We start from the raw sequence: 25,598 nt of genomic DNA on the forward strand, positions 1-25,598 counted from the left end.
GGATAGCCTTTTATATTTAATCAAGTATATAAATGATTTATTATATTTATAAACTAGTAAACTAATTTATTTATAAATTTATTAACTTGTTTATTGACATAATAGTATTTTTATATTATAATATACTTATAAATTAGTTTACTAGTATATTTAAAAAAGGAGAAATAATGGATAGTAACTTATGGACTATTTCAAAAGAAAGTAAAGAGATTATAAAAAAGATTAAATCTCTTCCTGTAGCACCTGTACTTACCTTTAATAACTTCAAAGGCGGAGTGGGTAAATCAACGTTAATTGCACTTTTTGCTTTTATAATGGTAAAATTTAAGATTAAAGTATTGCTGATTGATAGCGACCCCCAAAGAACTTTAACCAAAAAATTAATGAAGAACTTTACCGTCAAAAATGAAGCTTCTCAAACATTTATGGAAGGCATCAAAAATAATTCTTTAAAAAATTGTATTACTCAATTGGACGATTACTTATATATCGTGCAAGGAGATTGGGAACTAGCAAAACTTGATAGATACGCTCGTACAAATCTAAAACAAAGCAACGAATACTTTCTTTATTCCTATCTAATTAATGATTTGAAAAAAGACTATGATTTTATAATTTTTGATAGTGTACCTACCACTTCTCTTTACACACATAACTGTATAGTTGCAAGTGATTATGTTATTGCACCAACTCAAGCTGAGGAAGAAAGCTACGAGAATACAATCTCTTATCTCAATTATTTGAATGACATGCGACAATACAATGAGAAGTTAGAGATACTAGGAGTTGTTCCATATTTAACTAAAGATGATAATGCAACAAACAGGTCATTTTTAAAAAAATATTATGAAACTTTTGGTGACCTTACTTTTCAAAATATAATAAAATATAGTGCTAGAGTTCTAACTTGGGGTACGAAAGGTATCACAGAAAATCAAGGATATGATAAACAAACCTTGGCTATGTATCTTTCAGTTTTTGAAGAGTTTCTTGAAAGAATTAACAAGTAAAATAATATATTAATATACAAGTAGATTATTAAATTAATTTACTTATATGAGCTTTTAAATATGTGAGGAAAATATAATGGGATTAGATGATTTTTTAGAAAAAACAGGAAAAAAAGAAACACCTTTTGAAGTGAAAGAAAAAATTTCACAACCAACAAAATTAATTAAAGTTGACGAAGATATTCATAAAGACTTGAAAATATATTCTGCAAGGACAGGGAAAAATATAAAAGAAACGGCTGAGCAAGCAATAAGAGAATTTTTAGAAAGAAATAATTAAACTAGTTAATAAATAAACTAGTATATTTAAATACTAGTTTATTTATTAACTATTAAACCTTATTCACTATTTGCTAAATTGCTTACATTATGCTAGAATCTAGTTAAATATTAAACGAAAAAATTTAAAGAGTGAACAAAAAAATCCCACCCTAATGAGTGAGATAAATTTAACAGTAGTTGTAACGAAACTACTTAGCCTATCAAAGTTTTATCTTGGCGGACTAAACTTTGACACACATTTCATTCTTAATTATACTAACAATTATACCGTATTGCTCCTAAAAAAGCAACCACAATAATTAAAGTAAAATTAAGCTTGAAAAGGAAAAAGACTAAGTAGGTATAGGCTGCTTAGTCTTTTTTTGTTGCTCTAATAAACAAGGAGTACGAAGTTATGAGCCAACCGCAATTTTACAAAGCCAAAGAAGTTTATGGCGAAACATACTATCAACTTCCAAAGGTTTTATTTAGTAATATTAAATATAAAAAATTAAGCAACGATGCAAAAGTTGCCTATGCGTTATTAAAAGACCGTTTTAATTATTCCGTACAAAATAACTGGGTTGATGAAGATGATAATTTATACTTTATTTTCACAAATGAGGAACTAATGGAAATGCTCGATAGTGGGAATCAAAAAGTAATTAAAATCAAAAAAGAACTTCAAACATCAGAATTATTATTTCAAAAAAGGATGGGAGTCAACAAACCAAATCGTTTATATTTATTACGCCCTGTTGTTGAAGCAACTGATGTTTATGTGCAAAATACCCCTCAAACCCTTGCTACGAGCGGAAGTGTGAAAATCACACTTCCAGAGCAACCCCCTCGAACCCTTGCTACGAGCGGAAGTGTGAAAATCACACTTCCAGAAAACGAGCCTCGAACCCTTGCTACGAGCGGAAGTGTGAAAATCACACACAATCAATATAAAGAATACTTAGATACCTCTTTAGATAATATTAAAGATACTCAAGAACTTGACTTTTCATCTTCTAATTTTTCAGAAGCTCAACTTAAAGTCCAAAATCAAGATTTAGTGAAGAACTCAAAATCTTTCCTCAAAGAAGGGACACATGAACTATTTCTTAGTGAAGAAACCATTAACTTACTTCAAATGTGGTGTAACTCTCCTCAACAACTTAGAAAGATGGTTGGTATTATTCTTAATGCTAAAAATGCTGTATGCAAAGAGAATGAGGAACTTGGAGTATTCTTTGTCCTCGAAGAAGAAGCATTACAAGAAAAAATCCTTAATACTCTAAGACGCTATTTTAATGCCATTAGAACTAAAGAAAATAAAATAACCAATTACGAAAACTATTTATTTGGGTCAATGAAAAATATGTTTGCTGAATACTGGAATAATCAATCGCTCAAACAAAGATTAAACTCAAACGAAACAAATAAAGAGAACCTAAATATGGATGATTCTGTTTGGTCTAATTCTAATTATGAGAATGAAACCAGTCAAAATGATTTAGCTCGTCTTGAAAGAATTAAACTTGAAGCTCTAGCGAAAATCAATTCTAAAGCAACATGATTTAGGGTACTATTTTAATAAAAAAAGTGAAAATCAATAATGTTTTTCATTTTTTTTATACTTTTTCAATTGGAGTAAAGGCTGTTATAAGAGAAGCCTTAATAGAGCATTTCAAGAAGAATAAAGATTACTTTAACTAAAGTTATAGTTACAACTATAATTACAATTATAGTTGTATGTTAGAGAGGAGTCAACTCAATGAATAAAACGGCCATCAGAATGCTTTTAAAAGGGCTTAAAAGGCAAAATATGAGCTTATAGGACGATTCAAGCATTAAAGGGAGTGAAAAATTCATTTTTCAATTTCTTTAGTGCTTTTTCGTTGGTTTGCTCAACGACAGGAGCATTATTTTTTACTTGGTAAAAAATAGAGTTTTTTCAAAACTCAAATAAAAAAGTCCGGTCTTAAATTTTAAAGCCCAAAAATTTTAGATCCGACTTGTTTTATTGTTTACTCATAAGAATTTTCAACGGACTAAATTTCAAAATCATCATCACGTGCTTTATGTTTTGGACTTTGATTTTTTTGATAGGCTTCTAATCGCTGTTCTGATTTTTGATAGTATTGAATGTTTTTATCGACTTTATATAACGTATCTCTCAAATCATCACGTTCTAGTTTTAGATTTTTAATTGTATCTCTGATAGAGGTATCTACATAATCTAAACTTTTATTTTTTTCGACATACTCCACAATTTTTGTATCTAATTTATCTAATTGCTTTTCTGTTTCGTGATAGGTGGCTTTTAAGTCCTTTCCTATGGTTTCAAAACTCCTATCAAAACCAAGTCCTTGACTAATCAAGAAATCGAACTCATGAAAGACTTGTTTGAGTTTGATATTGGCATTGTCAGAATAAAGAGGGACATTTCCACTTTGTCGTTGTAGATTTTTAGCAACAGTTGTTCCATACATGATTTTATTGTTTTCCGGACTTTTCTTATCTTGATAAGAAAATCGGTCTTTATTTTTGATAAAGACTTGATAATCGCCATTTTCTAATTTATCGACACAGCGTGCAGGTATCTTTATTGTCGCTTCTTTATCTAAAGCAGTATCAATCGTTACGTACAAGTATTTTTCAGTTTCTTTCTCAATTTGCCAATCTTCTACTAAAATTGAAATTTCTTTTTCTTGACTTTTTTCTTGAATGCTTTCTTTGTCATTCCAAAGTTTCACGACTTCCTCAACTGAATAACCAATGGTGTTTTTTTCTATCCGTTCTTTTAGATTTTCCTTTAAAAATTTATCGTTTTTTAAGCTCCTATCTCTGATTTTTTTGGTTTGTTCGCTTCCCTCCAAAAGATAAGTGGTATATTTTTTGGTGTCGTCCACTTTTAAATTTAAGGCACTTGCTTTTGTTTTAAAATCTTCCCAAGTGTGTGAATGGTTCATTAAAAATTCAAGTTTGTTTTTAATTTCTTTTCGGTAAGAATTTTTAGCAAGATAGACCAAATAATTTTTGTGAGAATTGCCTAACTTTTGTTCAGGACGGTCAATAATTTTACAACCATATTCTTTAGAAATTCTATCTGAGATTTCTTTTAATCGTTCCAAATCAGTTTTATTTTGATGAAATTTATTTAAAGTCAAAGGGTTAGTTGCATTAAGGACAATATGATTATGGAGGTGTGGTTTATCGGTATGCGTAGCAATAATAAATTCAGCAGAATTACCGAGATATTCTTTCATGGTTTTACAACCAATTTCATGGACTTGTGCAGGAGTTAAATTATCATCAGGCGAAAAAGACTGTACAAAATGATAACCGAAAATTTCATTTTTTTTTGGAGATTTACCAGTGAAAATTGCCAATTCTCTAGTGGCTAACATTTCATCACAAGCCGAATGAATATTTAAAATGTTTTGACCTGAAATATATTCAAAATCATTTGTTTTTTCAGGGTTCATCACATAATTAATGAGTTGGTTTAAATCTTTTGAAGAATGAACCGTTCCATTAGAATTTTTAGGCATATAAATTACTGTCATTTTTTTAGCCCTCCGAAATATATTGCACGACTTTTTGAATTTTATTTTCCAAATTTTCTAACTGATTTTGATAATCAGACATCAAACTTTCTGTCTGATTATTTTTATTTTCGTTTAGACTTTTAGCAATTTGATTGATATTATTTCCGATACGTTTGAGTTCAGATTTTGTAGAAGAAATTTCAGAAATAATATTTTTGTACTCTGAAAAATCAAGTGTAAAAATTTCTTTATTGCAACAAGCTCGTCTAGCAAAAGTTGAAAAATTATTGATACCAGTTTTTTTCATCATCAATTTAATTCTTTCATTTTCTTTTTCGTTTACAAAGAACTTTTTTTGAATACTTCTCTCACGATTTTTGATTTTTTTCATCTTGTCAACCTCATAAATTTCTGTAAACTCTAAAACACTAAAAAAGGGGTAAAGTGTCTTTAGTGAACTTAGCAAGTGTGTACACACTTACAGTAAAAATAACTCATCTTTCACTCACAAAATCTAAAATTTCCAATTTTATTTTTGTTCGCTTCAGACGAATATTTTTATTTTTGGTGGTGTCCCCCAATCCCCCTTTTTGAAAAAAAATTAGAGCTTAATTTTAAATTCTTTTAAGACCTCTTCGTATAAATCTTTGACTTCAAAACACAAATTTTTAACTTCCTCTTCGGTCAAAGTTTGAACATATTTTTTTGCGTGAATGTAATGATTTAATTCTTCTTTATCAATTAAATCTAATTGTTCATGTATCATTTCTTCTAACATCTCTACCAATACTTTTTTTGGAGTTGGAAATTTATTTGTCAGTTGAATGGCTTCTAAAATTTCACGTCCATAAAATTCAGTTTCTGTAAAATCTTCGCCTTGATAGTTAATCATAATTCATTTTCTCCTTTGATTTTATTGTTTGAAAGTTTATCATTTTTTAGTTCAGTTTCTTGTGGTTTTTTTTCAGAACACTTTGTTTTTGCCTTATCAATTCTTTCTTTTATTCTCATTGATTTTTTTGGTACAGGAGCAACATATTTTTCTAATTCAATATCAATTTTTTCAATTAATTCTTTTGCGGTTGCTTGAACATTTTTCATCACATTTTCTAATTGTTCATCAGAAATTTTATCAAAGCCCCAAGAATTTAAATAGCCAATTGAATAATCTTTTGTGTCAATATTTAAATGATTAGCAACGACAAAAGCGGTAGATTCTGCTTCCAATTCTTGTAAAGCATATTTTTCAGAACCGAACACTTCTTGACTCTCTTTGTGCAATTTTGAATGAGTGATTTCATGCAATAAAGTTTTAATTCTTTGATAACCTTTTAAGTCCGGACTTAAACAAATTTCTTTCGTTGTAGGGGAGTAAAAACCATTTGCCCCAGAACACATTTCTGCTGTTTCTAAAACCTTAATTGGTACATCACTTGCCTTTGTGATTGAGAAAAATAATTTGCGATTATCATCAGGGTTGTCCGGCACATAAGCAACTGGTTTTGGTAAATTTTCATACTCAACTAATTGGTGTGTTTCAAAAACTGTTCCTAATTTAAAAGCGTAAATTTCTTGTTTTGGTTTTCCGTTTTTGTCTAGTATTTTATTTCCGTTGACATCTTTTTTATCTCTCGTACAAGGCATAAAAACTTTTAAACCATGTTCGCCTTTTTTTACATGGTAACCTTGATTTTTCCATGCTCCGAAAGAACCAACAAAACCAACATCAGGTTTTTGTTTTTGTAAAAATCTCAAATTTCTTGAAGAATAGTGAGGGCAAGAAGCAACAAATTTTAGATAGTTCTTAAACATTTCTGAATTTTTGTAGTCTGAAATATTTTCTTTGATAAGGTTAGATAAACCTTTAGTATCTTTTTTCTCTAACAATTCTTGAATGTTTGAATCAGCACCTTGTTTTGTTGTTTCTATGTTTTTATCTTTTGCTTTTTCTAAATCAATAACCATGTTTTCCCTACTTTCATTTTTTGTTTTTGAAAATAAATGATTTTCGTTTTGCTTATTGTTTTCTTGAATGTATTGTTTTGATATTTGAGCAAGTCCTTTAAAATCACAAGCGTTTTTTTGAAGCATTTCATACTTATAGTGATTTTTATTTAAAATCATCTACTGCTTTTTGTGCTTCTTTTTCTTTGCCTTGTTGGTCTTTCAGAATGTCAGAGATTTTGTTCTTGTCTTTGTTGGCATTGTCAATCTCTTTATTTTTATCAGCAACGTGTTTGCCTTTGTCTGGTGATTTGTCATTTTTGTTCAAGTCATCAAGCTGTTTATGCAAGTCTGAAAGTTGTTTGTTCTTTCCGTCCAGTTGTTTTTGAGTATCTGATATGGCTTTTTTCAACTCATTCACTTTGTTTGTGAGGGCTTGCTTTTTATCGTCATGTTCGGCTTGCTTTGCTTGTTTGTCTAGTGCTTTGTTTGCAAAGAATTTGAGTTGTTCATTTGCCGAAGCATATTCTTTTTCGTCTATGAATAGCTTCACAATTCTATCTGACAAGGCTTGACTATCAACGGACTTGATATTCTTTTTGAGAAAATCGATATCTTTGTTAAGCAAAGCTAATCGTAAGTCTATACTAGTATTTTCTTTTTTAGAGGTAATATTTGCCTTTTTAAGCTCGTTTAAGGCTTTTTGTTGCTCTTTGTTGTTCATTGTATCGATTTTATCTAAAACGCTTGTGAAAGCTTTTTTATCGGCTTTTAGTGCATTCACAGATTGTCCATTTTCAAGATACATATTAACAATATCTTTTTTAGGATAATTAAAATCTTTCATCTTTTGAGCAACTTTGTCATACTTTCCGCTTGTTTCTAATTGAGTGATTATCAGTTCTTGTGATAGCTTTTCTTGTTCTGAATTTCCACGATTGATTGATTGATTAAGTACAAAACCAATGACAATGATAAGCACAGTCATAAATGAAAAACCTATGATTGATATTTTTTTGATTGATATTTTTTCAAAATCTTTTCTTTCAATGTAATTAGCCTTGTCATTGATTACCGTCAAGTCTTTTGTAGCTTTATCAACTTTAGTAGCTTTTCCAATTTTGGGTGGTTTGGTTTCGTTAAAATTGACTAGTATTTTATCAAAATCGGTGTCAGCTTCTAAAGGTAATTTCAAAAGTTGTGAGTGAATAAGGCTATCATTTTTATTAAATTTTGATATTTCAACTGACTTTGTGTTTAGTTCATATAATTTCAACAATTCAGAGTTTGTATCAATAACTAACTTAATTAAATCAATGTATTCTAAAGGTTTGTTATTTTCTTCTTTAAACTTCTTAATATCCGTTTTTGAAAACACATAGTAACTTTTTTTTGTCCCTAAATTCATTTTAAACCTCCTTATAGCTATATTCTCGGATAGCTTCCGCTTGGTCTTAAATTTTAAAAACCAAAAATTTCAGATCCACGCTAAATTAGTTATCTAAAGCTAGTTACTGATAATGATTTTGATTATCATTGTTTGATTTAAGTTTTTCAATCGCTTCATGAATTGTCATTTTAGAATTTTTTAGAAATTCCATAAGATAGTCTTTCTCGCTATCCTCGATTTTCTTTTTAACTTCTTTAAGTTCTTGATTGATGTTATCTCTTTTTTTAATTAGAGCTTTTTGTTGCTTAATTAATGCTTCTTTTCTTTCTTGTAAGGTTTGGTTATTCATTTTAAAATCTCCTTTATTTTCTCTTTTTGAGTACCTGCATATCTTTTATTTTTGTGAATGAAAGTAGGTACAGTATGAATTGTGTACTCATCAATATAGTGTCTGTTATTGATTGGTTTAAGATTGATAAACTGTATATCTTGTTTGATTAGGTTGTGTAGATAAATTTGTTTGAATATCTTTTTACAGTCCGGACAGTCATCACGATAGAATAATTGTATTTTGTCTTTATCTATGCTTTTTATAGGCACTTGACTATGTTCGGTGCGATAAAAATTTAAACCAAGTAACAGAAAGCCTGTGAGGGCTATCACTATTGACCCTTTAATTATTTTTTGTATCAAGTTTAGTTAATTCTCCTAACACATGGAAATCAACAAAGATATTTTTTTTCTTATCAAAAGTACCAACATATTGCCAACTTGCTTCGGTAGGGTAAGTATCAATTACCATTTCTTGGTCTACAACAACAAGCACTTTCTGTAAATTATCTTTGGTGGGTTGAATATATATATCCGGACTTCCTTTAATTTTTGATACAGAACTTACACTTGCTTTATAATCTTTAGCAACTTTTTTTATGTTTTGTTCTAAGGCTTCTTCCGTCATATATTTTCCGGCTTCATCTCGTTGTTCTTTAACAGTAACGTGTTTTGTATCATATACCAAGAAAGCATTTAAAATACCTTTTGTTGATTTTTCTATTTGTTCATCTACTTTGCCTTGACCTGCTTTTTGTGCTTCTTCATTTTGCTTTTTAATTTTTTGATTTTCAGCAGATAATTTAGAGATACTGTTATTTTTTTCGTTCAATTTCATGTTCGCACTAATGCTTGTTGCAAACAGAGCTACTACTGCAATAAGCAATGCTACTCCGAAAACACCACTTAATATTTTAAAAAATTTATTTTCCATGCTGTGCCTTTCCTTGAATAAATAGAATTTGAGATACTGTTTCTTTACTTAAAACTCGCCAACTACGTGTACCAGTTCCTGCTTTTACTACATTTGTTTCACTTACAAGAATAGAACCGTCAGGGTTAATATATTCAACTACTGCTATATGACCGGCTACTGGGTCAGAACCTGCTACTCCTGCCGGTACACTAGCCCCCCAACCAATTTGTGGTTTTCCTTTTTCTACTTTATAGCCTTTAGCTTTAGCACTTGCTCCCCAATTACCGCCATTTCCGCTGTCGCCACTAAACCATTCAATCGGCATTCCAATTTGAGCAAGACGATTATAAACTCCCCAAGTACATTGCCCAAAAGGATAACTATTACCTGAATAGTTTTTGTCGTCAGGCATTGGTAAAGTGAGTTTTCCAATATACTCTTTAGGCAAATCTAAAACAGGTGCTCCATTTTTACCGTTAGATGTGTTAGGGTCTACCACACAACCATTATCATCAGCATTTACTTCGTTTGTATTCTTGCTATCATTTTTATGTGGGTCATTGTTTGGTATTACATTAGGTATAATATGGTTTGCTTGATATGGTGTTTTTCCATATTTTTTAATGGCTTCATCATCAATAAACTTATAATTTTGACCTAACGTATTATAAGCACTTAAAAGCGAGCTTAAATATTTAGGGTCTGTTGCCCAACCTCCCATATAAATTGCTGTTAAGGTTGCTTGTGGGTTTGTGTTATTGATTGCTCCTTTATACAAAGTTTGATGTGCCATAAACTCTGCTTTACCAACTATGCCTGCGTTATAATCCTTAAACCAAGTGTAAGCTCCTCCTGTATTATCGCCTACGCTTGTTCCTTGTTTCGTTCCTGTTATATCAATACTATCTTTGCCATACGTGGCAATTGTTATTGGAAAATCAGAAAGTTTACTTGTTTTAACTCCCCCCATATTGTGTGCTTTCCAAAAGGAAGTACCACTAGGGTTTGTAAAATTAAAACCATTTTCTACCATTGATTGAGCTATACTTGCGGACGGTAGAAAGCCTCCTGCTTTCCATGATTGAATATAGGCTTCTTTATGACTTTTAATGAAATCATCAATGCTTTTTGCCGGCTTTCCAACCTCTTCGTGTTGTGGGTCAACTGGTTTTACGCAATTATCATTTTGTCCGGTAAACACACAAACGACCATGACAATTACAATAACAAGCACTCCGACAATTAGAAAAGGAAAAGAGATAATACCTGATACGGTTGTTGCTACTGCTCCAACAACTGCCTTGCTTGCCATTGCTACATTTTTTGCTACTTTTACAGCTTCAAAGGCTATCTTTTGACTTGCTTTTTTTTCAACTCTATTAAAGTTCCTTTTTAAGAACTTTTGGTTAGGGTCTGTTTTTCTTAAATATCTTGAAAGAGTTCTACTATTACCAAAATATTTAGTTTGGAGTAGTTTTTTAGAAATAGCTCTATTAGTTTTAACAGCGACTTTCTTTCGAGTAGTATTTACTGTCTTTTTAGTATACCCAACTGCCTTTTCATCTGCACTACTATTATCTTTTTCGTTTATTTCTGAAAAACCAACAACATAAGGGTTGCTTATCTGTTTAGCTTTATTGGCAACTCTTGTGATTTTTTTTATTTTTCTAAACTTTGTTCTTTTAATAGGTTTTATGTTAAATTTAAACTCTTTTAAAGGTTTTGTAGTTTTAAATTTGATAGCTTTCGTGCTTGATTTTTTTAAGATAATCTTATTCTTAATCTCTTTGCGATTGAGTACCTTATTTAATTCTCTTTTTAATCTATCTCCATTCTTAAAAATATACTTTCCTGCCATAAAGCACCTCGTTAGTCCGTTTGCATAATCTTATATAGTTCTGTGCTACTAGGAATTGTGTTTTCAAAAGGAACAATCGCATTACCTGCAATAATTAGACCACTACCCTTTTTAGGTGTTTTTAGGTATTGTTCTTGTTGTTCTGTAATGTTGTAGTGCTGTTTTATTATTTCAATGGCAAATTTTTTCTGTTTCAAGAGAACTAAAAACTCTGAATTGAAAAACATTGACCGCCCTTCCGGTGTTTCTAGGACGGTATCAATAAACTGTGTAATACCAGTAGGGTTTCCGCCATATTTACGTATTCTTGACCAAATATCTTTGAATTTTTCACGACTTATTTCACTTGATTTTCCGGATAGTAAAACTTGAATTTCATCAAAATAAACCCACGTTGTTATCCCTTTTGCATTGTTCTTAACCACACGCTGCCAAATGTTTTCTTCTAGTGCCATAAAGCCAAAAGGTTTAAATTTAGTTGTCAATTGACTAATGTCATATACGATAAATCTTGAATTTAAATCAACATTGGTTTCTTTTGAAAAAATATCCATTGAACCAGTGATATACATTTTAATTTTTTGAGTTAAATCTAAGGCTTCTTCATTGTTAAAGGTTTTAGTTTCTAGCACCTCGTACCATTCTAAAAGCGTTGGTTTTTCATGTTTTTGGTAAGTTTCTATTGTTACTTCATCAATAATACTTTCTTGTATTTCTGATACTGTTTCAAAAAGTGATGAAAATAAACTGACAAGAAAACTTGATTTTAAACCTACTGGGTCATCTCCGTCTTTTAAATCTTCTTTTTTTGGTAAATCTAAAATATTGATATGATGTTTAGTATTTGGTGCTATTTTAATGAGTTGTCCGTCCAATTTTTCAGGTAAATCATTGTATTCATCATCAGGAGATAACACTATTACTTCATCTTTAGGGTTTTTTAAGAGAGTAGTAACAATTTCATTTTTAGCTGTCATAGACTTACCAGAGCCGGAAACGCCAGTTATAAGCCCATTGGAATTGTCCATACTTTCATCTCGTCTATCAATTGAAATAATGTTATGAGAGAATAAGTTGATACCATAGAATTTACCTTTTTTGTGGTTAATATCAACTGTTGTGAAAGGCGAATTGACAGATAAGTTAGGTGTTATCAAATCACGTTGAAAAGTCTTTTCACAGTCTGTATAGTTCTTTCCAATAGGTAACACAGAATTTAAGGCTTCTTCTTGTAGATAATCTAAAGTTTCAAAATTTGCACCATATTTTTCTCCAAGTGCTTTAATAATTCTTGAGTTTTCAGTTCTTTCTTCTTTAGTTTTTCCTGTTATATAGACTAAAAAGATAGATGAAAACTGCTTATCTCCTGTTTCACGAACTAAATTGATAACCTCATTTAAATCTTCTTGTGTTTCTTTTGCTGTTCGTCCGATAAAATCAGGCGAATAACCGTCTTTAATAGCAATTTTTTGTTGTTTAATAACTTCACTCTCAATACTTGTTGCTTGCATTCTTAAACGTTTACTCGTTTCAATAATTGAGTAAGGGTCAGCTTGTATTGTAATCACTAATTCTTGCCCACACATGCTTAAATCTTTAAAAAGTCCATCCGATAATTCCATTGGAAACTCCTTTAAATAAAGCACCTGATTAAATCGTTCGCCAACTTCCACACCTGATTGACTAAATTTCAGAGATTGAGGGGCGATTAAATCTTTTGTCGTTAGACAAGATTTTTTTATATCGTCAAAATTTCCATATAAAGGCTTGTCATAGTTTAAAATTTTGTTGAATAAAGATAATCTCTCTAAACCTGTTTGTTGCTTAATAGGCACTTCGATAGGAGCTAGTGAGCTTGCTAGTAACGTTTCAGTATTCTTTAATTTACTTAACGCTTTTTTCTTATTTTCGGCTTTTGTTGAAATAGTAATGTAGCGGTCTATTTGATAATTGTTATAGCCATTTTGATAATTTTCGAGTATTAAATGGTTTAATTCTTCTCTTAAATAATCGTAATCATCTCCTTGTAATTCAAATTCATTTTTTTGTTGATATTCTTTACTATGAACTTTTGATACTAATATTGTTAATTGAAAATGTTCCTCGTCAGAAATAGTGTTTATCATTGAATTGTATTTTTCAAAAATGGTCTGTTTCGTTTCAATTGTCGCAGTTGCATAGTTAGTTGAACCCAGCTCATAGGTCATAGAATAGTTATCATCAACAATATTCATCAACCCATTTTCAAAAAGAGAAGTGTATTTTAACGTATTTTGACTAGAAGTTTTTTTAGCTCGATTAGCATTAGTTTTCAAACGTTTCAATTTTAACTTTTCATGCTTAGATAAAGGGGGCTGTTTCTTTGACTTTTTTTGATTGAATAAATTCTTTATGTTCATATTTTAATACCCTTTCTGTTTGATATGTCCTTACTTTAGGTGTAGTTAGATATTTCCATTTTAATTTAAAATATTTGTCGCCTGTCAAGCCCTTTAATTTAAATAGTGACATAAACAACCCAACAAACAATAACAGCAAGATAGGTATGTTATATAAAACCTCATTGATATGTAGCATGAAAGAATTTAACATCAATAGACAGGTAGCTAAAAATATCATCAATAGTGCTAAAAATTGTCTGAATGTCATGCCACAAACTTTTGCATGTATTTTTGAACCGTCTTTATATACTCGTACATTAAAATTCATTTTTAACCTCCTAAACCAACGACTTCTTTTGCAATTCTTCCTGATTGAAAGACTAGAACCGCAACAACAATTGGTTTTATAATAGCGACAAGTCCTCCTGCTAGTGTTCCACTACCGTTTGGAGCTGAAAAATAATTAGATATTCCTAAAATGATTAAAATAACAAAGCCTTGCAAACATACCGCACAATATTGTTTTAAAAAGCTGATACCGATAGAGCGATATTCCCTTGAAGCGAAAGATGAAAAGGCTATAGGGGCTAGTATTGTATAGATGTACATTTGCAAAGTCCTCATTACTATAACCACTAAGACAATGATACTAGCTACCGTTCCTGCTAAATACTCAATTACCCAAGCCATAATTTTTCCTAAACCGTCCCAAATTGACGGTGCTGACGGACTTGACGGAGAAATTACATTATACGTTCCTAAATCTTTAATTAAAGAAATAGCACCTGCACTAATTGAATTAATAAAAGGAAAAATTAAATGAACGCTTGCGACCATAGCACCTGCTAAACAAGCGGTAACTCCTGCTTGTAGCATTGTGATAGGTACTACTGTTCCCTCATTATTTCTATTCGCTTCTTCAAAAATTTTTGCTATTTCAAAAATCAGGAAAAATATGATTAAATATGTTCCTACTTTAACAGTTGAACTAGAAAGTACATCAGTTACATATTTCCAAGCATTAGTGTTAAAATCGGCTTCTTGTCCTCCTAAAACTTTAAATAAGTCCATAAAATGAACCTCCTAATTTCTTTTGCTAATTATTAAAACAAAACATAACTATGGCAACAACAACACCAATAAGCAAAGCTAATAATACTAGTCCGCCTAACAGATACCCCATAATAGACGAATTTTGTTCCGAAAAAACGATTTTAAAGGCTCTTACAACCGCTCCGTCCGATGATGAATAGTATTCTTTCAGCTTTTCATTTAACTTATCCAAGTGTCCTAAATAATAAAACCATGCAATAACTAGAACAATTTCTCCAATCAGGACACCCTTTGCTTCTGATATGTCTTCTATCAAGTTTTCCATATTTTTTGCATTTCTTTTTTGTCTATCTGTATTAAAAAAATAGCTTTTTATCCGCTCTAAAAATAAATTTTTAGACCCGAAAGCTATTTTTTTAATATTAAGCTGTCGGAGGTGCTGAAAGTAAATTAACTAGTAATGTTGCTCCACCAAGTAACAAGCCACCAATAATTAGCATAATTCCTCTTGTACGTTGTCCTCCATTACTTTCTGCCATACTTTCGGCAATTTGAACAATTCCAACAATGATTAAACCGATTGAGCCTGCACCAAAGAACCAAGTCAATAACTTCTTAATTCCGTCAAGGGCGGGGTTTGCTGCTAAAAATACTAGTGTGTTAGAGTGAGCTTGTACTAAATTTTCAAGTTTATTCATAATTATTTTCTCCTTTAGTCATTAAATTGGCTATAAATATTTTCTACATATTCATCATCTTTTAAAGTTTCTTCTTCAACTACATTTACAATTTTTTTCTTGTGTACTGGTTTGAAATCAAACCAATTTTCATCATTTGAACTTCTGCTCCATTCACTTGAACGTTTGTGTCCGTTAAACTTAAATTTTTTACCTTTGTACATTGGCATTGATGATATTGAAATCAAGCATTCATCACGTGGCAAGCGATTAACTTCATCTTTAGTGATTAAATCTCTTCCTAAAACATCATGATTGATTGAATATGAGCCTTGACCTCCTCTATTCTCTGTTTGTTTTCTCATATTTATTGTTTCTTTTCCGGCTCTCTCTGAAAAGAATTTTTCCGTTTCCGGCTCCGTAGAACCGGATAAATACATGATAGTATCACAGTTACCAACAAAACTTTGCCAGTCGTCTTTATATAACGCTCTAAGCTGATTAAGGTTTTGTAGAATGATATTTATACTCATTTCTCTTGAACGAAAAACAGCTAAGGCTTCTTTGATGTTCGGTATTTTACCTAAGTTTGCGAACTCATCTAGTATAAATCGAACGTGCAAGTATTCATTTTTAGGTGGGATATTATCAATTTTATATTCTAGTGTTCTAAAAGCTAAAACAAATATCATGGTCGTTAAGAAATTAAAGGTTGTATCCATGTCAGGGATAGGTAGATAAACAATAGTTTTTTTATCTATCCAACTGTCAATGTCTAGCTCATCATCATCAAGAACTTCTCGAATATCTTTTAAATCAAACATTGAAAATCTAGCGGTTGCAATTGCTAAAACACTACTTCTTGTTTTACCTTTATAGTTTTTGAAACTATTAAATTGTGTAACAGCGTAATTATCTGAACCAAAATCTTCTTCAAATTCTTCAAATGCCAGTTCTAAGGGAGAGGGTGTTTCTTCATCTGTTCTATTTAATAATCTGATTAAATCTGAAGCCTCATATAATTTTGGTAACTCTATTTCTTTGTCAGGGTTTGTTTCTACTTCATCTTTATAGTTGTAATAAAGCATTGAAAATAAAGAACTCAACAATAATTCTTCTGACTTATCCCAAAAAGGTTCGCCTTTTTTACTGTTCTCTCCATTGGTCGCATCTATAATACATTGAATAACACGCTTTAAAGTAACTTCATCTCGAATATACTTAAAGGGGTTAAATTTGTTTGAATTGGAAAAGTCATTTACGTTAAAACATTTAATGGTATATCCGTGTTCACTCATCATTTTTCCTGTTTCATGTAGTAACTTCCCTTTAGGGTCAGTAACAACATAAGAAGAATGTAATTGAGATAGGTTAGGTTTGACAAACATTTCTGTCTTACCTGCACCTGCTCCGGCAATTAACAAGATGTTTTTATTACGTTGATATTTAAAAGGCATTGAATGAGTAGGTAAACTCATTTTTATATCTTTAGAAAGAATGATATTCATATCTTCTTCCGGTGGTGTTTCGCCTTTTTTTATTTTAGGTGGTTTTGCTTGAAAAGGTTTCAATTGACCTTTAGTTGCCCAAGTTGCTGAACCATACTCTTTACCTTGTCTATATTTACCTGTACCCAAGCTAAGAATTAGTATTAAACCTCCAATAAATAAACCCAGTAAGAATAGTAATAAAGGATAGGTTTGAATACTGAAAAATAAATAAGGAGAACTTGTTACTTTTTCTAAACAATTTATAAGTTTGTAAATTCCGTCAGATTTTTCTAAAAGGAAATAGTAAGTAAAATGATTGAAAAATACACCTATGAAAATTGCCAAGATTGATAAAAGTATTATTTTTGTTTTTTTAACCATATCATTTATCAGACTTACATTTCTAAGTCCATTCCTTTCCCTTTACTTACTGCTTTATTAACTCCTTTAGCTTTTAACAATTGTTGTTCTTTTGCTTTAGCATTAGCGATACGTTCCTGCATCGTTTTTGATTTTCTAGGTTGTTTTGTCAAGACATGCTCTTTTTTGATGTATTTTTTAGGGTTTTCTTGCATATCGTGCATAATTTTTTCCGTTGTGGCTAAAATCATGTTTTTATCTTTAGCATGGAAAAGGAGTTCTGTTTTACCGTCAGGTAATTCTCGTGTTTTAAAATCCACTCCATTTTGTTTATATTCTTTTTCTAATGCTTTGATAGCCTCTTTATTCTCTGATAGATTTTCATTTAAAACTTCACTTGCATTAAATATTGGTTTGCTAAGTTTTCTATTTTTATCATCTATAACTTTTTTGACTGCCCGATAAATATTGCTAATGGTGAATTTACCAATTCCAAGAACTGCTCTAACCGCTTCTTCATCATTCATTTTGTATCCTCCTTGTTTCCGCTTATTTCTTTAATATCTGATAATACTAAAATTCCATAAATTGAAATAAATTCTAAAATTACAATTATGGAAATTGGTAACAAATACCAATTTGCGAAGGCTTCCCAAGTCATTCCACAATTAAAAAGATGTGGTATTGGTTGCGGATATTGGTTAGGGGTAAAATAGCTCCACATGATAAATTTGTGAGCAATAATCAATGCCACAACTTCCCCATATATCCATATTGTCAGTGCTCCGACAGGGATAAAAGTAAATAACATAGGAAAGAATTTTTTTAGCATAGACATAAAAATATTGCATACTAGTAAAATCAAGGAAAAAGGTATTAGTATTATTAAAGAAAGTTTACCTAGTATATTCTGTATTTTTTTCATAACTATCACTTCTTTCATTTACCATATAACAATTGGCATGTACTAATATTTTGATTATTCAGACAATTTTCGTTAAATTTTTTAAGGCTAATAGCACTTAAAAAATGTTAAGATTGAAAGAGGTAAAAACAAAGTGGTAGTTTGTTTTGTAGACCACGTTAAGAGTTACCTCTCTTAGGTGGTCGCCCTCTTTTTTTGTATTCTTTTTAATATGATTCAAGCCTTCATCTGAAATTAACCAAATTCGACCTTGTTTTTGAATCATTGTACTTTTAAATAGTTCAGGTCTATCTTTCATACTTTTATACAAATACGAGTATTAAAGAGATGTGGTATTGGTTGCGGATATTCATTAGGTGTAAAATAACTCCACTTGATAAATTTGTGAGCTGTAATCAATGCCACAACTTCGCCATATACATATTGTTAATGCACTTACAGGTAAAAACATAAATAGCATAGGTATCAATTTAGTTATCAACGACATAGCAATAGCACATATCAGAAGAATAAATGAATAAGGTATTAGTATTATCAAAGAAAGTTTGCCAAAAATGTTCTTTACTTTTTTCATACTTACCACTTCTTTCATATACCATAGTATAATTGGCATGTACTAATATTTTGATTATTCAGACTATTTTCATTAAATTTTTTAAGGCTAATAGCACTTAAAAAATTTTAAGATTGAAAGGGGTAAAAACAAAGTGGTAGTTTGTTTTGTAGACTGCTTTAAGAATTGCTGTTCTTAGGCGGTCGCCCTCTTTTTTTGTGTTCTTTTTAATATGATTCAAACCTTCATCTGAAATTAACCAAATTCGACCTTGTTTTTGAATCATTGTACTTTTAAATAGTTCAGGTCTATCTTTCATACTTTTATACAAATACGAATGGCTTTTTCCTAGTTTTTTACTACCCTCTGAAAATGTATACCAATTATTTTCTTTCAATGTTTATTCCTTTCTATAACTACTATTATATACTTATTATCAATCTAAATTAACATTACCGTTCCGTTGCGGTTACTTTTATATTACCTTTATCTTAATTGTCTGATAATTCAGAATTGCAAGGCAACAACATCTTTTATAGATATACCAATTCCGCTTTGCAAGCGGACTGCTTCTGTCGTCAAGCAGACCAACGAGCATGAACAAAAAGACTTGCCAAGAAAAACCTTTGACAAGTCTTTTTGTTCATAACTTAACGTTATTTACTATGATATACCGAAAGCAAGTACCAATGCAGGTAAAATGTTGTTTAAAAAGTGTATAGCTATACTAACTTCTAATCGTCTTGTCTTAAAGTAAGCTATAGCACAGGTCAATCCAATTAAACCATAAATAAGAAAACTGATGATGTTTGTTGGGGAGTGCATCAACCCAAAAAGCACACTACTTACAATAATTCCAACAACTGGAAGGTCTTTAAATAAATAGCCGACAATTCCTCCTCTAAATACGATTTCTTCCATTATTGGAGCTGCGATACCAATAAGTAAGATAATTAATAATGGGTTTTCACCTGTAAAAAGTTGTCCTATCGCTTCATCATTTGCCGTCTGTGTGACTCCTGTGGCATTAAGCAATAATGTACCACCAATTCCGATAGTCCGAGCAATTAGAGTACCCACTAAGATGTATATAATGTTTTTCTTAGTGAGGAAATCTTTGCTTGGCGTTAAAAAACCTAACTTTTTACCTAAATACATTAATAAGTAGATGTTCCCCACAATAAATATAATTAGAATGAGTACAGCTAGTAAGGATAACTTGTGTGCACCGGTTTCTAAAGAAAAACCTTTTGCTCCACCATAAACAGCCATCCCTATTTGACTGAGTATTGCAAGCCCCAATACAATAAAAAATTTCTTAATATAATTCAAAATTCTTTTCCAACTTTCATTAATAGATTAAATTTAGGGTACTGGAAATTTTTATACCAGAACCTTTTTTATTCTTTGTAAATTCAAATATAGATTATTATTATTTTGCTCGTAAGAAAAAGAGTATAAAGCCATTATCCGATTTTGTAGTAACTGCATTAGTTGGTAACACTGTCAAAATAAAGAACAGTAACCCTATCGCGTATGTCAAAAATGTGAATATTGCACTTCCGCCGCTTTGTTGTAAGGTACTTATTGTTTCTGTGTAACTAGAAGCAATGGATATGCCCCATAAAACTAAAAATCCTCGCCCTCGTAAACCAGCATCTCGATAGCGTCTCACAGCCATAGCGAGGCTTGGGAGAAATAATGATATCCCAATAATAGCCATAATAAACAATGGAATAATAAAGCTTTCAAACGTAGAAGCCAAAACATCAGTTTCGTTTGCACTCCCTGAAATACTCATATCAGAACCAATTGCTACATAGACAAAAAAATAATTGGAACAAATGAAATAATCATTAAAATTAACGTCATCCACCAATATCCAGCTCGAGTCGTTCTTCCCTTGAAATCAATATATCCAATAAAAAAATCCTTCAATGCTCGTCCAAAACTCACTTGCCCAGGAACTTCATTTATTTTTTCCATAATTAAAAATCCTCCTTCTTCTAAATCAATCATAACAAAATAAAGAATAAAAAGAGAATCCTATAGATTAATTCTCTAACATCCAACCCCAAAATAGCTATTTTATTAGTCATTTGTTCATTATTAATGCTTAAACCATGAGACGAGCATTGTAACAACGAAAGCTAGTATGCATAAGATGGTTCTGTTGCAAAGTTTTCCAAAAAATCTATTTTAATGTAAAACTTTGCAACAGAACCCTTACACACCACTCCAAAATTGGGTGGTTTTTGTGCTTAAAAAAATGTATCAGAAGTCGGCTAGCCGACAACAAAAAAGGGCGCTCATTTTGAGCACCCACTTCCCATTTTATAATTAATTTTGTATCTCACCAGTCTCTTTGTTTATGTCCTCTCTGCCGTACTTACGTTCCTGATAAACGGCATCAAAGTATAACTTACTAGACATTATTAACATAAAGGTAAGGTCTGTCTGACGATTCCTGCGGAAAGTTTTGGCAACTGCAGTTGCCAAAATTGGGCGTTTGCCCCGGACCCCAAGCAAACAAAAAAGACAGTTTCCTGTCTCTTTTGTTCTCTGCTTTTAGTAAATGACTATTTACTTTCAAAATTTGACCAACCATATGGAGAACCACCGGTTCCTGGGTTAATTTGCATTATTTTTCGTGCTTCTTCAAAAAAAACAAGCACATCATCTGAATGAACAAGGTACTGTAAACTAGAAATTAATTCACTGATTTGGGGATCAAAATTTCTACCCTTTTCAATATTGCTTTTTGCAATCAGAAAAAGCTTCTTTTCTTCGCTTGAAATATTATTGCTAGTTAAAATCCCATCAATAATTTTTAATAAATATTTTTGATTATCTTTTAAATTAGGGTAAATATATTTTGTCAATCTAATTCACCCCAATCCACCCATCCATTAAGCCAATGAAGAACATCATTCATACTTTGATTATTAGGATAACCACCCCCAACTATTTCTGAAAGTTCTTCATCAGATACAATTTGAAAATTTGTTTGAATTTCCATTTTCTAACTCCTTTGATATTGTTAATGATTTGATTATAATTCTTTAATTAAAAAAATCATTAACAATTGTTAATAAAAAAATTATCAAGAATAATTTCACTAATTTAGCTGTAAAAATAGAATCACTAAATTATATTTATAAAATTTCGTCTGTTTCCTCGTCGATTTTAGAACCATATTTACGCTCTTGATAAACAGCATCAAAATACAATCGGACTAATCCAGTATGTGAACGTAAAACAGAATTAATAACTTTCATACTTGGCAAGTTATGCTCTGAACCATGATTTCTAACAAACCTTCTTAATTCTCGCATATTAGCAATTGGACTACTCTTAAATTGACTTAACGTCATAATTGAACTAGTTCACAACATTGAGGTATAGAATGCTAAATAAAAATACTTACATCAACTATTATGCTTTACAAACTAGTGTTTTATGTTATAATACTAATATGCAATGCAAGATAGTTAAGAAGAGGAGTAAAACTTGTCTCAAACAGATATTTCTAGTCAAATGCTTAAAGGAATTCTACAAGGCTGTTTGTTAATTTTAATTAATCAACGACCATATTATGGCTATGCGATCAGTCAGGAACTTTCAAAGTATGGGTTTGCTGATATTCCTAAAGGAACAATTTATCCATTGCTAACCAGTATGGAAAAAAAAGGATTAATCCTTGGTAAAATTGAACCATCTAAAGAAGGGCCACAACGAAAATATTACTATATAACAGATACTGGTAAACAAGCACGAAAAGTATTTCTCGCTAAATGGAATATACTCTCACTTAGTGTCAATGATTTAATTAATGAAAGAAGGAGTGATTTATGAACAGTGATAAGTTAATTAATGAAAATAATCAACTACGGGAAAATTTAAACTCAGAAAACAAACGATACTATGAAGATTTGTTAGTCTATATTCGTAGTAAATCAACGTTCAACAGAGAAAAAGATGTGGAACAACTTTTGTTAGACATGTTGCATGACTTAATCGATGCTCAAAGTAATGGAGAATCTGCCGAGTTCTATTTTGGTAGAGACCCAAAGTCTTTGGCAGATGAGATCCTTAAAACATTACCCAAACATTTTTTTGATATTTTTAAGATAGCTTGGTATATCGTGATTGGTTATGTTCTTTTCTTTACTATTCCCAATATGGTGGATCCTTCACGGAAATTAGATCTTGGTAATTTAATAATATTTGGAACACTTGGTTTTATATTTTCAATTACAGCTTTTTGGCTAATAGGAAAAGAAACATATCAAACAAATAAAATAAAAAAATACACTAGTTATGCTTTTGGTATTGTAATTTTTGTTAGCCTAATCATCGGGAGTATTTTTTTAAAAACACCACTTTCTTTTAGGATACCGGGTTGGTGGGGAATTGGTATTATCTTAATCTTATTAGTTATCACAACAATAATATTCATAATTGAGCGTAAACGAATGCCATTTCTGATTACTATTTATGTCTTAATTATAATTGATGCGATACTTGGAATTGGTAGTCGAATTCCGATCCTTGATGATTTACTAACACAACCAATATCAAAATCAACGGCATTATGGGTTATAATAATTGGCGGACCTATTGTTGCAATTGTATGTGGAGTCGGAACTTACTACTATATCATGAGAAATGAAGATTAAAGTTGAAACAAAAAAAACAGATTGTTTTAAAATGTAAATCTGTTTTTTTGTTTGGTCTGATTTTATCACACCAATTATGTGATCAGAAAATGACCATTTTCTGATCACTAAAATATCAAAGAACATTGGGCTAAGAAGATGTATCTCATTTTGTGTCTAAATATTTGACATAGTCCAATAATTTTTTATTGATAAACCCAGACATTGGCATGAGGAAAATCTGATTTTACCGTTTCTAAAATGATACTTACTGGTTTTGATAATATAATCTCATCGTTCGAATCATGATTCCGCTTTATCTTTTTATAAAGGTCACTTTGTGTCACCCATTGAACTTCTTCTGATAATTCTCGTTTTGCCTTCTCCCAGTAAGAATCATTGACACAATAATCACCCAATATCATCGTTTGCCAATTCATTGTCCCCATATTTTTTGATGGAGATAAAGCGGTCACAAAATATTTCAATCGTCATTCCTCCTGTAAGTGTTTGTTGCTCCGTGGGTATTCCTTATTACAAAAAATCATACGACAGTCTTGAAAAAACGTAAGTATTCGTTGAAATACCCTGGAAGGGCTTATATTAGGCTCAGTGTGATGTTTTTATCCGTTTTGAATGTTTACTTACGATAAACTACTTAAGACTTTTTAAAATGAAAAATATGGGTTTGTAAAGCTACTTCAAAATTTAGTCATCTTTTGCCAACCCATTTATTTTATGTTCATTTATTGACGGTGCAAATACTTAAGAGATAGGAATTTTTTAAAAATGGAAACTTAAAATAAGAAGAAACGCTCTTCGAGCGTTCAAAAAAACCTATTAGGCTTTTTTATATTATAAATAATATAACCCAGTTATTACTTGAAGAAGAGGAATAACTATTGGTAATAAAGCATTAAACACCCCATGAACTAATATACTTTCCCCTAATACTCTTCTTCGATGATAAATAGATGTTAAGACTATTGACATCGGTAAATAAACAATGAGGATAGGATTAGGGCCTGTATGCATCCATGCAAATCCTACACATGACACAATATATGCGATTTTATCATTTTTGAAAAAACGGTATATAGTTGTCCGAAAAGCTGCTTCTTCAAAAATTGGTGCACAAATAGCAATAGTAATAAATTGAACAAAAGGAAATACAATTTGTATTGAAAAAGCTGCCTGTGTTTTAGCAATTCCAGGTGTTATAAAATGAGAATTGTAATAGGTATAGCTAAAAAAATATATAACAAATAAAATAATTGTTGTAATCAGTAAAAATAGAAGATTTTTTATTTTAAAAATAGATATTGTATTTTTGTAATATCCCAATTTATAACAAATTAGAATTCCTAGAAAAAGAGAAATTGACATATTCCCTAAAAAAATCCAAGTAGCCACTACTTGTCTCTCATATCCTACGAGAGACTTTAAGTACACCTCTGGATAAGCTAAGATTACATCAGGAAACCAATAAATAGCAAATAATAAAAAGAATAAACTAAGATATTTTAGTTTTTTCATCCAATGATTTTTAATCATTTTTTTCCAACCATTCTATACAACACGAAACCAAGTGCTAATACCATCATTCATACTCATGTTTTGACCACCATTAATAGTCATAAGATCTTTATTTTAAACAACTTCAAAATTCAATTGATTTTCCATTTATAAAATCTCCTTTATATTTAATAACAACAGTATACTCAAAATAATTTGAAAATACAACTTTTTTCAGAATTTTATAAATACATTTTTTTACTTAATATCCTTGTCCAAAAAGCGCTGCAATCATTCTAATAACATAATTCCAAAAAGATGTGATAATTGTAGCTGTGGGTTATTATTTGCGTTACAATCTAAGCTATCGTGAAGTTCAGGATTTGTTATATGATCGTGGAATAAATGTTTGTCATACTATGATTTATCGTTGGGTGCAAGAATATGGCAAACTACTCTATCAAAACGGCTTTTATCAAGGGACAGAACATCGTACCATTAAATACCTGAATAATTTGATTGAACAAGACCATCGTCCAGTAAAGAGACGCAATAAATTCTATCGAAGTTTACGCACTGCCTCACCCACGATTAAAGGCATGGAAGCCATCCGAGGATTATATAAGAAAACCCGAAAAGAAGGCACTCTCTTCGGGTTTTCGGTCTGTACTGAAATCAAGGTATTATTGGGAATCCCAGCTTAAATCATAGATACCGTAAGGGATTTTATTCTTTATT

Annotated in this window: 31 protein-coding genes and 1 pseudogene; 6 read left to right on the forward strand and 26 right to left on the reverse strand. The window is 30.8% G+C overall.

The window, feature by feature from the left end; all coding sequences use genetic code 11:
- Positions 1-167 precede the first annotated feature (167 nt).
- The 3 genes from MHB61_RS13160 (at position 168) to MHB61_RS13170 (ending at position 2,835) form a co-directional block, all read left to right on the forward strand.
- Positions 168-1,010: a ParA family protein gene (locus MHB61_RS13160; protein WP_052719839.1), complete on the forward strand. Its 843-nt coding sequence runs from the start codon at positions 168-170 to the stop codon at positions 1,008-1,010.
- Between the two features lie 76 nt (positions 1,011-1,086).
- On the forward strand, positions 1,087-1,290 hold the full coding sequence (locus MHB61_RS13165; RefSeq protein WP_058225200.1) for a hypothetical protein: 204 nt from the start codon (positions 1,087-1,089) through the stop codon (positions 1,288-1,290).
- 396 nt (positions 1,291-1,686) lie between these two features.
- Complete coding sequence (locus MHB61_RS13170) at positions 1,687-2,835, forward strand: replication initiator protein A (RefSeq protein WP_235587401.1); 1,149 nt, start codon at positions 1,687-1,689, stop codon at positions 2,833-2,835.
- Positions 2,836-3,310: 475 nt separating this feature from the next.
- Here MHB61_RS13170 and MHB61_RS13175 read toward each other — a convergent pair whose 3' ends face one another.
- From MHB61_RS13175 to MHB61_RS13290, 24 genes and pseudogenes are all read right to left on the reverse strand, one after another.
- A complete protein-coding gene (locus tag MHB61_RS13175; RefSeq protein ID WP_137016247.1) occupies positions 3,311-4,828 on the reverse strand; it encodes a relaxase/mobilization nuclease domain-containing protein in 1,518 nt (505 codons plus the stop codon).
- A gap of 4 nt (positions 4,829-4,832) precedes the next feature.
- On the reverse strand, positions 4,833-5,201 hold the full coding sequence (locus MHB61_RS13180; protein ID WP_014011576.1) for a plasmid mobilization protein: 369 nt from the start codon (positions 5,199-5,201) through the stop codon (positions 4,833-4,835).
- A gap of 210 nt (positions 5,202-5,411) precedes the next feature.
- Positions 5,412-5,702, reverse strand: a complete 291-nt coding sequence (locus MHB61_RS13185) for a hypothetical protein (protein ID WP_137016249.1) — start codon at positions 5,700-5,702, stop codon at positions 5,412-5,414.
- A complete protein-coding gene (locus tag MHB61_RS13190; RefSeq protein ID WP_262652316.1) occupies positions 5,699-6,934 on the reverse strand; it encodes an ArdC-like ssDNA-binding domain-containing protein in 1,236 nt (411 codons plus the stop codon). The genes MHB61_RS13185 and MHB61_RS13190 overlap by 4 nt, the downstream gene beginning before the upstream one ends.
- Positions 6,921-8,162 (reverse strand): conjugal transfer protein, encoded by a 1,242-nt coding sequence (locus tag MHB61_RS13195; RefSeq protein ID WP_249351719.1) that lies wholly within the window; start codon positions 8,160-8,162, stop codon positions 6,921-6,923. Before MHB61_RS13195 ends, MHB61_RS13190 begins: the two co-directional genes overlap by 14 nt.
- 103 nt (positions 8,163-8,265) lie before the next feature.
- Entirely contained in the window at positions 8,266-8,493 is a 228-nt protein-coding gene (locus MHB61_RS13200; protein ID WP_012477778.1) for a hypothetical protein, read from the reverse strand.
- Entirely contained in the window at positions 8,490-8,837 is a 348-nt protein-coding gene (locus tag MHB61_RS13205) for a thioredoxin (RefSeq protein ID WP_218976155.1), read from the reverse strand. The genes MHB61_RS13200 and MHB61_RS13205 overlap by 4 nt, the downstream gene beginning before the upstream one ends.
- Positions 8,818-9,408 (reverse strand): hypothetical protein, encoded by a 591-nt coding sequence (locus MHB61_RS13210; protein WP_137016061.1) that lies wholly within the window; start codon positions 9,406-9,408, stop codon positions 8,818-8,820. The genes MHB61_RS13205 and MHB61_RS13210 overlap by 20 nt, the downstream gene beginning before the upstream one ends.
- Positions 9,398-10,702, reverse strand: a complete 1,305-nt coding sequence (locus MHB61_RS13215; RefSeq protein ID WP_170959141.1) for a CHAP domain-containing protein — start codon at positions 10,700-10,702, stop codon at positions 9,398-9,400. Before MHB61_RS13215 ends, MHB61_RS13210 begins: the two co-directional genes overlap by 11 nt.
- A 557-nt stretch (positions 10,703-11,259) precedes the next feature.
- Positions 11,260-13,647, reverse strand: a complete 2,388-nt coding sequence (locus MHB61_RS13220; RefSeq protein ID WP_347450171.1) for a VirB4-like conjugal transfer ATPase, CD1110 family — start codon at positions 13,645-13,647, stop codon at positions 11,260-11,262.
- Complete coding sequence (locus tag MHB61_RS13225) at positions 13,589-13,957, reverse strand: PrgI family mobile element protein (protein WP_137016065.1); 369 nt, start codon at positions 13,955-13,957, stop codon at positions 13,589-13,591. Before MHB61_RS13225 ends, MHB61_RS13220 begins: the two co-directional genes overlap by 59 nt.
- A gap of 2 nt (positions 13,958-13,959) precedes the next feature.
- Positions 13,960-14,700 (reverse strand): hypothetical protein, encoded by a 741-nt coding sequence (locus MHB61_RS13230; RefSeq protein ID WP_012477771.1) that lies wholly within the window; start codon positions 14,698-14,700, stop codon positions 13,960-13,962.
- A 25-nt stretch (positions 14,701-14,725) separates the two neighbouring features.
- Entirely contained in the window at positions 14,726-15,007 is a 282-nt protein-coding gene (locus tag MHB61_RS13235) for a hypothetical protein (protein WP_181022889.1), read from the reverse strand.
- A 97-nt stretch (positions 15,008-15,104) separates the two neighbouring features.
- Complete coding sequence (locus MHB61_RS13240) at positions 15,105-15,380, reverse strand: hypothetical protein (protein WP_032398578.1); 276 nt, start codon at positions 15,378-15,380, stop codon at positions 15,105-15,107.
- Positions 15,381-15,394: 14 nt separating this feature from the next.
- Positions 15,395-17,230: a VirD4-like conjugal transfer protein, CD1115 family gene (locus tag MHB61_RS13245; protein WP_137016068.1), complete on the reverse strand. Its 1,836-nt coding sequence runs from the start codon at positions 17,228-17,230 to the stop codon at positions 15,395-15,397.
- Positions 17,231-17,244: 14 nt separating this feature from the next.
- Complete coding sequence (locus tag MHB61_RS13250; RefSeq protein WP_128268025.1) at positions 17,245-17,736, reverse strand: hypothetical protein; 492 nt, start codon at positions 17,734-17,736, stop codon at positions 17,245-17,247.
- Complete coding sequence (locus MHB61_RS13255) at positions 17,733-18,134, reverse strand: hypothetical protein (protein WP_137016070.1); 402 nt, start codon at positions 18,132-18,134, stop codon at positions 17,733-17,735. The genes MHB61_RS13250 and MHB61_RS13255 overlap by 4 nt, the downstream gene beginning before the upstream one ends.
- Positions 18,135-18,805: 671 nt before the next feature.
- Positions 18,806-19,084, reverse strand: coding sequence for a hypothetical protein (locus MHB61_RS13260; protein ID WP_137016072.1), 279 nt, complete (start codon positions 19,082-19,084; stop codon positions 18,806-18,808).
- Positions 19,085-19,350: 266 nt separating this feature from the next.
- Positions 19,351-20,019, reverse strand: a complete 669-nt coding sequence (locus MHB61_RS13265; protein WP_167593682.1) for a CPBP family intramembrane glutamic endopeptidase — start codon at positions 20,017-20,019, stop codon at positions 19,351-19,353.
- Between the two features lie 100 nt (positions 20,020-20,119).
- Positions 20,120-20,488, reverse strand: coding sequence for a hypothetical protein (locus MHB61_RS13270; protein ID WP_262652334.1), 369 nt, complete (start codon positions 20,486-20,488; stop codon positions 20,120-20,122).
- Positions 20,489-20,502: 14 nt separating this feature from the next.
- The gene (locus tag MHB61_RS13275) at positions 20,503-20,673 is read right to left on the reverse strand and encodes a DUF805 domain-containing protein (protein WP_262652336.1); all 171 of its coding nucleotides are present in this window, start codon (positions 20,671-20,673) and stop codon (positions 20,503-20,505) included.
- A gap of 593 nt (positions 20,674-21,266) precedes the next feature.
- The gene (locus MHB61_RS13280) at positions 21,267-21,569 is read right to left on the reverse strand and encodes a hypothetical protein (RefSeq protein WP_011834671.1); all 303 of its coding nucleotides are present in this window, start codon (positions 21,567-21,569) and stop codon (positions 21,267-21,269) included.
- On the reverse strand, positions 21,566-21,706 hold the full coding sequence (locus tag MHB61_RS13285) for a lactococcin family bacteriocin (RefSeq protein ID WP_081041458.1): 141 nt from the start codon (positions 21,704-21,706) through the stop codon (positions 21,566-21,568). Before MHB61_RS13285 ends, MHB61_RS13280 begins: the two co-directional genes overlap by 4 nt.
- Positions 21,707-21,842: 136 nt before the next feature.
- A pseudogene (locus tag MHB61_RS13290) lies at positions 21,843-22,031 on the reverse strand (replication protein); the annotation flags it as partial.
- A 193-nt stretch (positions 22,032-22,224) separates the two neighbouring features.
- Here MHB61_RS13290 and MHB61_RS13295 point away from each other — a divergent pair.
- Together MHB61_RS13295 and MHB61_RS13300 are read left to right on the forward strand one after the other, a co-directional pair.
- Positions 22,225-22,542, forward strand: a complete 318-nt coding sequence (locus tag MHB61_RS13295) for a PadR family transcriptional regulator (RefSeq protein WP_046124268.1) — start codon at positions 22,225-22,227, stop codon at positions 22,540-22,542.
- The gene (locus MHB61_RS13300) at positions 22,539-23,366 is read left to right on the forward strand and encodes a hypothetical protein (RefSeq protein ID WP_058225184.1); all 828 of its coding nucleotides are present in this window, start codon (positions 22,539-22,541) and stop codon (positions 23,364-23,366) included. Before MHB61_RS13295 ends, MHB61_RS13300 begins: the two co-directional genes overlap by 4 nt.
- A gap of 185 nt (positions 23,367-23,551) precedes the next feature.
- On the opposite strand, the gene MHB61_RS13305 is transcribed toward MHB61_RS13300, so the two are convergent.
- Positions 23,552-23,833 carry a hypothetical protein gene (locus MHB61_RS13305; protein ID WP_137016144.1) on the reverse strand — a complete coding sequence of 94 codons (282 nt, stop codon included), beginning with the start codon at positions 23,831-23,833 and terminating at the stop codon, positions 23,552-23,554.
- A 367-nt stretch (positions 23,834-24,200) separates the two neighbouring features.
- On the reverse strand, positions 24,201-24,899 hold the full coding sequence (locus MHB61_RS13310) for a CPBP family intramembrane glutamic endopeptidase (RefSeq protein WP_021721726.1): 699 nt from the start codon (positions 24,897-24,899) through the stop codon (positions 24,201-24,203).
- Between the two features lie 281 nt (positions 24,900-25,180).
- Here MHB61_RS13310 and MHB61_RS13315 point away from each other — a divergent pair, with 281 nt between their 5' ends.
- Positions 25,181-25,564, forward strand: coding sequence for a DDE-type integrase/transposase/recombinase (locus MHB61_RS13315; RefSeq protein ID WP_046124035.1), 384 nt, complete (start codon positions 25,181-25,183; stop codon positions 25,562-25,564).
- Positions 25,565-25,598: the final 34 nt, after the last annotated feature.

The organism is Lactococcus sp. FSL K6-0773 (assembly GCF_038006485.1).
GTDB lineage: Bacteria > Bacillota > Bacilli > Lactobacillales > Streptococcaceae > Lactococcus > Lactococcus lactis.

What these genes read in the sequence shown, in the direction of transcription:
- MHB61_RS13160 (WP_052719839.1), top strand. Translation starts at nt 168, where the DNA reads ATGGATAGTAACTTATGGACTATTTCAAAAGAAAGTAAAGAGATTATA.
- MHB61_RS13165 (WP_058225200.1), top strand. Translation starts at nt 1,087, where the DNA reads ATGGGATTAGATGATTTTTTAGAAAAAACAGGAAAAAAAGAAACACCT.
- MHB61_RS13170 (WP_235587401.1), top strand. Translation starts at nt 1,687, where the DNA reads ATGAGCCAACCGCAATTTTACAAAGCCAAAGAAGTTTATGGCGAAACA.
- MHB61_RS13175 (WP_137016247.1), bottom strand. Translation starts at nt 4,828, where the DNA reads ATGACAGTAATTTATATGCCTAAAAATTCTAATGGAACGGTTCATTCT.
- MHB61_RS13180 (WP_014011576.1), bottom strand. Translation starts at nt 5,201, where the DNA reads ATGAAAAAAATCAAAAATCGTGAGAGAAGTATTCAAAAAAAGTTCTTT.
- MHB61_RS13185 (WP_137016249.1), bottom strand. Translation starts at nt 5,702, where the DNA reads ATGATTAACTATCAAGGCGAAGATTTTACAGAAACTGAATTTTATGGA.
- MHB61_RS13190 (WP_262652316.1), bottom strand. Translation starts at nt 6,934, where the DNA reads ATGATTTTAAATAAAAATCACTATAAGTATGAAATGCTTCAAAAAAAC.
- MHB61_RS13195 (WP_249351719.1), bottom strand. Translation starts at nt 8,162, where the DNA reads ATGAATTTAGGGACAAAAAAAAGTTACTATGTGTTTTCAAAAACGGAT.
- MHB61_RS13200 (WP_012477778.1), bottom strand. Translation starts at nt 8,493, where the DNA reads ATGAATAACCAAACCTTACAAGAAAGAAAAGAAGCATTAATTAAGCAA.
- MHB61_RS13210 (WP_137016061.1), bottom strand. Translation starts at nt 9,408, where the DNA reads ATGGAAAATAAATTTTTTAAAATATTAAGTGGTGTTTTCGGAGTAGCA.
- MHB61_RS13215 (WP_170959141.1), bottom strand. Translation starts at nt 10,702, where the DNA reads ATGGCAAGCAAGGCAGTTGTTGGAGCAGTAGCAACAACCGTATCAGGT.
- MHB61_RS13220 (WP_347450171.1), bottom strand. Translation starts at nt 13,647, where the DNA reads ATGAACATAAAGAATTTATTCAATCAAAAAAAGTCAAAGAAACAGCCC.
- MHB61_RS13225 (WP_137016065.1), bottom strand. Translation starts at nt 13,957, where the DNA reads ATGAATTTTAATGTACGAGTATATAAAGACGGTTCAAAAATACATGCA.
- MHB61_RS13230 (WP_012477771.1), bottom strand. Translation starts at nt 14,700, where the DNA reads ATGGACTTATTTAAAGTTTTAGGAGGACAAGAAGCCGATTTTAACACT.
- MHB61_RS13235 (WP_181022889.1), bottom strand. Translation starts at nt 15,007, where the DNA reads ATGGAAAACTTGATAGAAGACATATCAGAAGCAAAGGGTGTCCTGATT.
- MHB61_RS13240 (WP_032398578.1), bottom strand. Translation starts at nt 15,380, where the DNA reads ATGAATAAACTTGAAAATTTAGTACAAGCTCACTCTAACACACTAGTA.
- MHB61_RS13245 (WP_137016068.1), bottom strand. Translation starts at nt 17,230, where the DNA reads ATGGTTAAAAAAACAAAAATAATACTTTTATCAATCTTGGCAATTTTC.
- MHB61_RS13250 (WP_128268025.1), bottom strand. Translation starts at nt 17,736, where the DNA reads ATGAATGATGAAGAAGCGGTTAGAGCAGTTCTTGGAATTGGTAAATTC.
- MHB61_RS13255 (WP_137016070.1), bottom strand. Translation starts at nt 18,134, where the DNA reads ATGAAAAAAATACAGAATATACTAGGTAAACTTTCTTTAATAATACTA.
- MHB61_RS13270 (WP_262652334.1), bottom strand. Translation starts at nt 20,488, where the DNA reads ATGAGTATTTCAGGGAGTGCAAACGAAACTGATGTTTTGGCTTCTACG.
- MHB61_RS13275 (WP_262652336.1), bottom strand. Translation starts at nt 20,673, where the DNA reads ATGGAAAAAATAAATGAAGTTCCTGGGCAAGTGAGTTTTGGACGAGCA.
- MHB61_RS13285 (WP_081041458.1), bottom strand. Translation starts at nt 21,706, where the DNA reads ATGGAAATTCAAACAAATTTTCAAATTGTATCTGATGAAGAACTTTCA.
- MHB61_RS13295 (WP_046124268.1), top strand. Translation starts at nt 22,225, where the DNA reads ATGCTTAAAGGAATTCTACAAGGCTGTTTGTTAATTTTAATTAATCAA.
- MHB61_RS13300 (WP_058225184.1), top strand. Translation starts at nt 22,539, where the DNA reads ATGAACAGTGATAAGTTAATTAATGAAAATAATCAACTACGGGAAAAT.
- MHB61_RS13310 (WP_021721726.1), bottom strand. Translation starts at nt 24,899, where the DNA reads ATGATTAAAAATCATTGGATGAAAAAACTAAAATATCTTAGTTTATTC.